At 71.3% G+C, this 5,974-nt stretch carries 7 protein-coding genes and 1 pseudogene; 3 read left to right on the top strand and 5 right to left on the bottom strand.

All coding sequences use genetic code 11. The features are described from left to right. Both AC27IQ_RS17815 and AC27IQ_RS17820 read left to right on the top strand, forming a co-directional pair. Positions 1-335: (2Fe-2S)-binding protein (locus AC27IQ_RS17815; protein WP_487090255.1), on the top strand; the 335-nt coding region annotated here is incomplete at its 5' end. Beyond that, positions 332-1,504, top strand: coding sequence for an NAD(P)/FAD-dependent oxidoreductase (locus tag AC27IQ_RS17820; RefSeq protein WP_487090256.1), 1,173 nt, complete (start codon positions 332-334; stop codon positions 1,502-1,504). The genes AC27IQ_RS17815 and AC27IQ_RS17820, both read left to right, overlap by 4 nt. Before the next feature lie 10 nt (positions 1,505-1,514). Here AC27IQ_RS17820 and AC27IQ_RS17825 read toward each other — a convergent pair whose 3' ends face one another. After that, positions 1,515-2,441, bottom strand: a complete 927-nt coding sequence (locus tag AC27IQ_RS17825; protein WP_487090257.1) for a LysR family transcriptional regulator — start codon at positions 2,439-2,441, stop codon at positions 1,515-1,517. A gap of 170 nt (positions 2,442-2,611) precedes the next feature. Here AC27IQ_RS17825 and AC27IQ_RS17830 point away from each other — a divergent pair, with 170 nt between their 5' ends. Further along, on the top strand, positions 2,612-3,046 hold the full coding sequence (locus AC27IQ_RS17830; RefSeq protein ID WP_487090258.1) for a RidA family protein: 435 nt from the start codon (positions 2,612-2,614) through the stop codon (positions 3,044-3,046). A 20-nt stretch (positions 3,047-3,066) separates the two neighbouring features. Here the strand turns inward: AC27IQ_RS17830 and AC27IQ_RS17835 are convergent, their stop codons facing one another. The 4 genes and pseudogenes from AC27IQ_RS17835 to AC27IQ_RS17850 all read right to left on the bottom strand — a co-directional run. Continuing rightward, positions 3,067-3,420, bottom strand: a complete 354-nt coding sequence (locus AC27IQ_RS17835; RefSeq protein WP_487090259.1) for a cupin domain-containing protein — start codon at positions 3,418-3,420, stop codon at positions 3,067-3,069. Positions 3,421-3,500: 80 nt separating this feature from the next. Then, positions 3,501-4,721, bottom strand: coding sequence for a M20 aminoacylase family protein (locus AC27IQ_RS17840; protein ID WP_487090260.1), 1,221 nt, complete (start codon positions 4,719-4,721; stop codon positions 3,501-3,503). Then, a complete protein-coding gene (locus AC27IQ_RS17845; RefSeq protein WP_487090261.1) occupies positions 4,718-5,416 on the bottom strand; it encodes an HAD-IA family hydrolase in 699 nt (232 codons plus the stop codon). The genes AC27IQ_RS17840 and AC27IQ_RS17845 overlap by 4 nt, the downstream gene beginning before the upstream one ends. A gap of 206 nt (positions 5,417-5,622) precedes the next feature. Then, a pseudogene (locus AC27IQ_RS17850) lies at positions 5,623-5,974 on the bottom strand (PA0069 family radical SAM protein); the annotation flags it as partial.

Raw genomic sequence — 5,974 nt, forward strand, 5'->3', positions numbered from 1 at the left:
GGATGGACCGCTTTCGCGAGGGGCTGGCGCGGGCCTTTCCCTGGCCGCATGCGCAGGCCGCGGCGCTGCCCGATGCGGCGGTGGTGTGCCGCTGCGAGGCCGTCACCGCGGGCGAACTGCGCCGCTGCGTGACCGAGATGGACAGCCAGGAAGTGAACCGCGCCAAGGCCTTCAGCCGCGTCGGCATGGGGCGCTGCCAGGGGCGCTTTTGCGGCCATGCCGCGGCGGAAATCGTCGCGAGCGCCTGCCACGTTCCCGTGGAACAGGTGGGCCGCCTGCGGTCGCAGGCGCCGGTCAAGCCTTTGATGATGAACACGCGCGAGGTGCAGGCATGAACCACGGCAGCCAGAACGCCACGACGCACGACACCGACGTGCTGGTGCTGGGCGGTGGCCTGATGGGCACCACCACGGCCTTCTTCCTGCGCCAGCACGGCCTGTCCGTCACGCTGCTGGAGCGCGAGCTGGTGGGCCGCCAAGCCAGCGGCACCAATTTCGGCAACGTGCGCCGCCAAGGGCGCGAGCTGCACCAGATGCCGCTGGCCAACCGCGCGCGCGCCGTGTGGGGCCGCATCCGGTCGCTGCTGGGCGAAGACGCCGAGTTCGTGCCCTACGGCCACCTGCGCGTGTGCTACACCGAAAAGCAGGCCGCGGTGCTCGAAAAGCACGCGCACGACGTCAAGCCCCTGGGGCTGGACCTGCAGCTGTTCACCGCCGAGCAGTTGCGCCAGCGCTGGGGCATCTTCGCGCCCGGCGTGGTGGCGGGCTCCTACTCGCCCCAGGACGGCCACGCCAACCCCCGCCTGGCCGGCCCGGCCTTCGCCCGCGCGGCGCGGCGTGCGGGCGCGAACATCGTCGAGCATGCCGAGGTGATGCAGGTGGAGCGCGACGCCAACGGCTTCGTCGCCCACACGGCCGATGGGCGGCGCTTTCGCGCCCCGCAGATGCTGGTGGCCTGCGGCGCGTGGTCCAACCGCATGGCCGAGCAGTTCGGCGAGCCCGTGCCGATGGAGGCCCGCGGTCCGCAGATGGGCGTGACCGAGCCCCTGCCCTACGCGCTCGGGCCGTCCATCGGCCTGTCGTCCCCCATCGAGACCGAGGGCCTGTACTTTCGGCAGATTGCGCGCGGCAACATCGTCTTCGGCGGCGGCCTGAAAGGGCCCGCGCATGCCGACCGCATCCGCGCTTACGTGAAGCCCGACAACGTGCAGCGCCAGCTGCGCGAGCTGCGCCGCTTCGTGCCGGCGTTCGAGCACGTGCAGCTGATCCGCGTGTGGAGCGGCATCGAGGGCTACACCCCCGACTGGCAGCCGGTGATGGGGCCGAGCGCCAAGGTGGCGGGGCTGCACTACGCCTTCGGCTTCAACGGCGAGGGCTTCGCCATCAGCCCCGGCGTGGGCGAGACCATGGCCGAACTGATCGCCACGGGCCAGACGTCGATTCCGCTGGCGCCCTACTTCATCGGCCGGTTCGCGGCATCGCAGCCGGCGCAGCAGGCCGCCTGACAGGCCCGCGTCACGCCCGTGGCCGGCCGGCCAGGGGTGCATGCCGCTCCATGAGGCCAGCCACCCACTCAATGAACACGCGCAGCCGCGGGCTGACGTGCCGGTGCGGCGCATACGCGATGTACAGCGGCATCGGGTCCAGGCGCCAGTCCTGGAACAGCCGCACCAGTTCGCCCCGCTCCAGGGGCTCGCGCGCCAGATAGTCCGGCAGCCACAGCACGCCCAGGCCCGCCACGCCGGCCGCCAGGTACGCGTTGCCGTCGTCCACCGAGAACACATGGCGGCCCCGCACGGCCAGGCGCTCGCCCTCGCGGTGCATGGCATACGGCAAGGCCTTGCCGGTGCGCGCCCACAGAAAGCCCACCGTGCGGTGGTGCGAGTTCTCCAGCTCGTTCGGGTGCAGCGGCGTGCCCGCGCGCTCAAGGTAGCCGGGCGCGGCATACACGCCCAGCTGCAGGTCGCCCACGCGCCGCGCGACCAGGGACGGATCGTTAGGCTCGCCCCCGCGCACCACGCAGTCCACGTTCTCGCCGATCAGGTCCACGATGCGGTCGCTCACGCCCATGTCGATCTGGATGTCCGGGTACCGGGTGTGGAAGGCCGGGAGCGCCGGCACCAGGATGGCGCGGGCCAGCGGGCTGGGCACGTCCACCCGCAGGCGGCCCCGGGGCAGCGCGGAGGCGCTGGACAGGCTGCCCTCGGCATCGTCCATGTCGGCCAGCAGGCGCACCACTCGGTCGTAACAGGCCGCGCCGTCGGCCGTGACGTTGACCTTGCGGGTCGTACGGTTCAACAGCTTCACGCGCAGCCGCGCCTCCAGCTGCTGCACGAGCTGGGTCACGGTGGTCTTGCTCATGTGCAGGGTCTCCGCCGCCTTGGTGAAGCTGCCGGCCTCCACCACGCGGGCGAAGGCTTGCATTGCATCGAAACGGTCCATGGGCGCTGTGCTTTCGGTGGCGGGAGCGGTGGTGGAGGAGGAGGTGGCGGAGGGATTGTTTGGAGTCTACAAACAGTGATGGGTGGACTGGGCCCTTTATTCCCCGCACGCCGCTGCCTACAGTGCCTGCATCGCCAACCACCGGGCGGCTTCGCCCCGATGAACCTTTGATGAACTCCACCAGCACGCCCCAACGCGACGTCGTCTTCCCCGCCGGGCGCCGCGCGCTCTACGACCGCAACCGCTATTCGCCAGCGGTACGCTCCAACGGCTTTCTGTTCGTGTCGGGCCAGGTCGGCAGCCGCGAGGACGGATCGCCCGAGCCCGACCTGCCGGCGCAGGTGCGGCTGGCGTTCGACCACCTGAACGCCATCCTGCAAGCGGCCGGCTGCACCTTCGACGACGTGGTCGATGTCACGGTCTTCCTCGTCGATCCCGAATCGACGTTCGAGACGGTGTGGGCTATCGTGCCGGAGTACTGGGGCAACGCGCCCCACCCCACGCTGACCGGCGTGGGCGTGACCTGGCTCTACGGCTTCCAGTTCGAGATCAAGGTGATCGCGAAGCTGCCCGCGCCGAGCAGCGACGGACCTGCACGCCCCTGAACGCAGCGCCGATGGAGGCTTTACGCCGCCAGCACCACGAACACCTTGCGCAGCGTTTGCGTCACATGCCACTCGCCGGTGGTGTTCGACGGGAAGAACAGCGTGTCTCCGGCTCGAATGGATTGCGGCTCGCCGCCCGTGGGCGTGAAGGTGCAGGCCCCGGCCAGGATGTGCATGACCTCGGCATTGGCCAGTTGGCGCTCGAAGCGGCCGGGCGTGCATTCCCACAGGCCCGAGCGGTTCTCGCCCGCGCCCTGCAGATCGACGTCGATGCCGCTGAACTCGCACGGCGGCAGGGTCAGCGGACAGGCGGGCGTGCCCTGGTGTTCGAAGCCGCCGAGGGTGGCGGACTGGCGCAGCACGGTGATGCTCATGGGATGGTCCCTTGGGTCGATGAAGTGGATGGAAGGAATCAAAGTGCGGCGCCGGGGCGATGCCAGGCTTCAAGCCCGCATCAGGTGGGCGCCAGGGCGCGCGCCGCCACCTCGCAGAACCAGCGCACGCCCAGCGGCAGCGCGTCGTCGTTGAAGTCGTAGCACGGGTGGTGCAGCGCGCGCTCGCCGTCGGGCCCGGGCTCGGCGCGGCCCTGGCCGAGCCACAGGTAGGCGCCCGGGCGGCGCTGCAGCATGAAGGCGAAGTCTTCCGAGGTGAAGGCGGCGCGCGGTGCCACGCCGGCCTGCAGGCCGATGGCGCGCGCGGCCTGAAGTGCCAGATCCGCCTCGGCCGGGGTGTTCACCGTCGCGGGGTAGTAGCGCAGGTAGGTCACCTCCACCTGCGTGCCGCTGGCCAGGGCAATGCCCTCGGCGGTGGCGCGCAGCGCGGCCTCGATGCGGTCTTGCGATGCGGCGTCGAAGCTGCGCACCGTGCCGGTGATCTGCACCTCGGCCGGCAGCACGTTGTGGCTGTGCCCGCCCTCGATGCGCGTGACCGACAGCACGGCCGACTCGCCGGGGTCGATGCGGCGCGCCACGATGGTGTTGAGCTGGGCCACCAGCTGGCTCGCGGCCAGGATGGCATCGGGCGTGTGGTGCGGCTGCGCGGCATGGCCGCCGCGCCCGCGCACGGCGATGTCGAAGCGGTCGGCCGCGGCCATGATGGGCCCGGGCCGGGTCTGGGCGTGGCCCAGCGGCAGGTCGGGCCAGTTGTGCAGCGCGTAGACGCTGTCGCACGGAAAGCGCTCGAACAGGCCGTCCTCGATCATCTTGCGCGCGCCGCCCTGGCCTTCCTCGGCGGGCTGGAAGATGAAGTGCACGGTGCCGTCAAACCCGCGCGTGCGCGCCAGCTGGCGCGCCGCGCCGATCAGCATGCTGGTGTGGCCGTCGTGCCCGCAGCCGTGGTGTGCGCCCGGGTGGCGGCTGGCATGGGCCGCCGTGCCCAGTTCCACCATGGGCAGCGCATCCATGTCGGCGCGCAGGCCCATGCTGCGGGGCCCGCTGCCGCAGCGCAGCGTGCCGACCACGCCCGTGCCGCCGATGCCTTCGTGCACCTCCAGGCCGAGCAGCCGCAGCGACTGCGCCACGATGCCGGCCGTGCGCCGCTCCTGAAAGGCCAGCTCGGGGTGCGCATGCAGGTCGCGCCGCAGGGCAATGAGCTCGGGCAGCAGGTCGGCCACCGGCCGGGCGATGCGCTCCAGGCCCTCCAGGGCGGACAAGCGCTCGTGGCCGTCCAGGCTCATTGCCCCGCCTCCACCGCGTCGGCCAGCTGGGCCAGCGTGTGGAAGTGGTAGTCCGGCACGGTGTGCTCGGATTCGATGGTGCCGCCCGAGTCCTTCATGCCGTGCCGCCGTTCGATCCAGCAGGTGGTGATGCCCAGCCGCTTGGAGATGCCGATGTCGTGGTACTGGCTCTGCGCCACGTGCAGGTTGTCGGCCTGCTGGTAGCCCCAGGCGCCCTCGTAGCGGCCGCGGGCATAGGCGAAGTAGCGCGCGTCGGGCTTCTCGCACATCGCGTCGTCGCAGCTGAGCAGCAGGTCGAAGGGCGAGCCCAGGGCTTTCTGAAAGTGCTCCAGCGCCCACGCCTGGGCGTTGGTCATCGTCACGAGCCTGAAATGCCCGCGCAGGCGCTGCAGCGCCTGTACCGAGTCGGGGAACGCCGGCCAGTCGGCCACCGAGTCGCGCAGGCCGCGCGCCAGCGCCTCGCTGTCGGGCAGGCCCAGCGACGGCGCGATCGCATGCCAGCAGCGCTCCAGGTCGTCGGGATAGGCCCAGGTGTCGCCGCTCTTGCGGGCGGCGCGGTAGGCCGCGAGGAACGCCTCGTCGGTCACGGGGCTGCCGGGCACGGCCCGGCGCAGATAGGCGAGCATGCCGCCCTCGAAATCGATGAGGGTGCCAACCACGTCGAAGGTCAGCACTTTGAAATCACGCAAGGCCATGGGTCGCACTCCAGACAGCAGGAAACGGCGGAAAGCCGGCCACCGCGGGAAACGGCAGCGGCCACAGAACATTCACGGCCGAGCTTAGAACCGCGGCCGCCCCGCGTGGCACTGAAGCGGGGGCCGGCGACAGCAGCAAGTTGCGTTGTCCGGCGCATTGCGAAAGATTGTTTGCAGCCCCCCCGGCCGCGCCGTCCTTCGCGGCGTCAGAACAGGCTGCCCTGCCCCCGCGCCAGCCCGGGCCGGTACTGCGACAGGTCCAGCTCCACGCGCTGGCGGTTCAGGCCCAGGCGCCGGCACGCGGTGGCGAACCGCTGGCGCACCAGGTCGGCCCACAGCCCCGTGCCCTTCATGCGCGTGGCGAAGTCGCTCTGGTAGCTCTTGCCCGCCGCGCGGGCCTCGGCGCTCAGGCCGTGCAGGTCCTGGATGCGGGCCATCACGCGCGCCGCGCGCTGCGGGTAGTGCAGCGCCAGCCACTCGCGCATGAGCGGCGCCACCTCCCAGGGCAGGCGCACCACGGTGTAGAAGGCGGTCGTGGCGCCGGCATCGCGCGCGGCC

The organism is Acidovorax sp. KPB24-07 (assembly GCF_057543315.1).

Coding starts and splice junctions, on each gene's coding strand:
- AC27IQ_RS17820 (WP_487090256.1), top strand. CDS start 332: ATGAACCACGGCAGCCAGAACGCCACGACGCACGACACCGACGTGCTG.
- AC27IQ_RS17825 (WP_487090257.1), bottom strand. CDS start 2,441: ATGGACCGTTTCGATGCAATGCAAGCCTTCGCCCGCGTGGTGGAGGCC.
- AC27IQ_RS17830 (WP_487090258.1), top strand. CDS start 2,612: ATGAACTCCACCAGCACGCCCCAACGCGACGTCGTCTTCCCCGCCGGG.
- AC27IQ_RS17835 (WP_487090259.1), bottom strand. CDS start 3,420: ATGAGCATCACCGTGCTGCGCCAGTCCGCCACCCTCGGCGGCTTCGAA.
- AC27IQ_RS17840 (WP_487090260.1), bottom strand. CDS start 4,721: ATGAGCCTGGACGGCCACGAGCGCTTGTCCGCCCTGGAGGGCCTGGAG.
- AC27IQ_RS17845 (WP_487090261.1), bottom strand. CDS start 5,416: ATGGCCTTGCGTGATTTCAAAGTGCTGACCTTCGACGTGGTTGGCACC.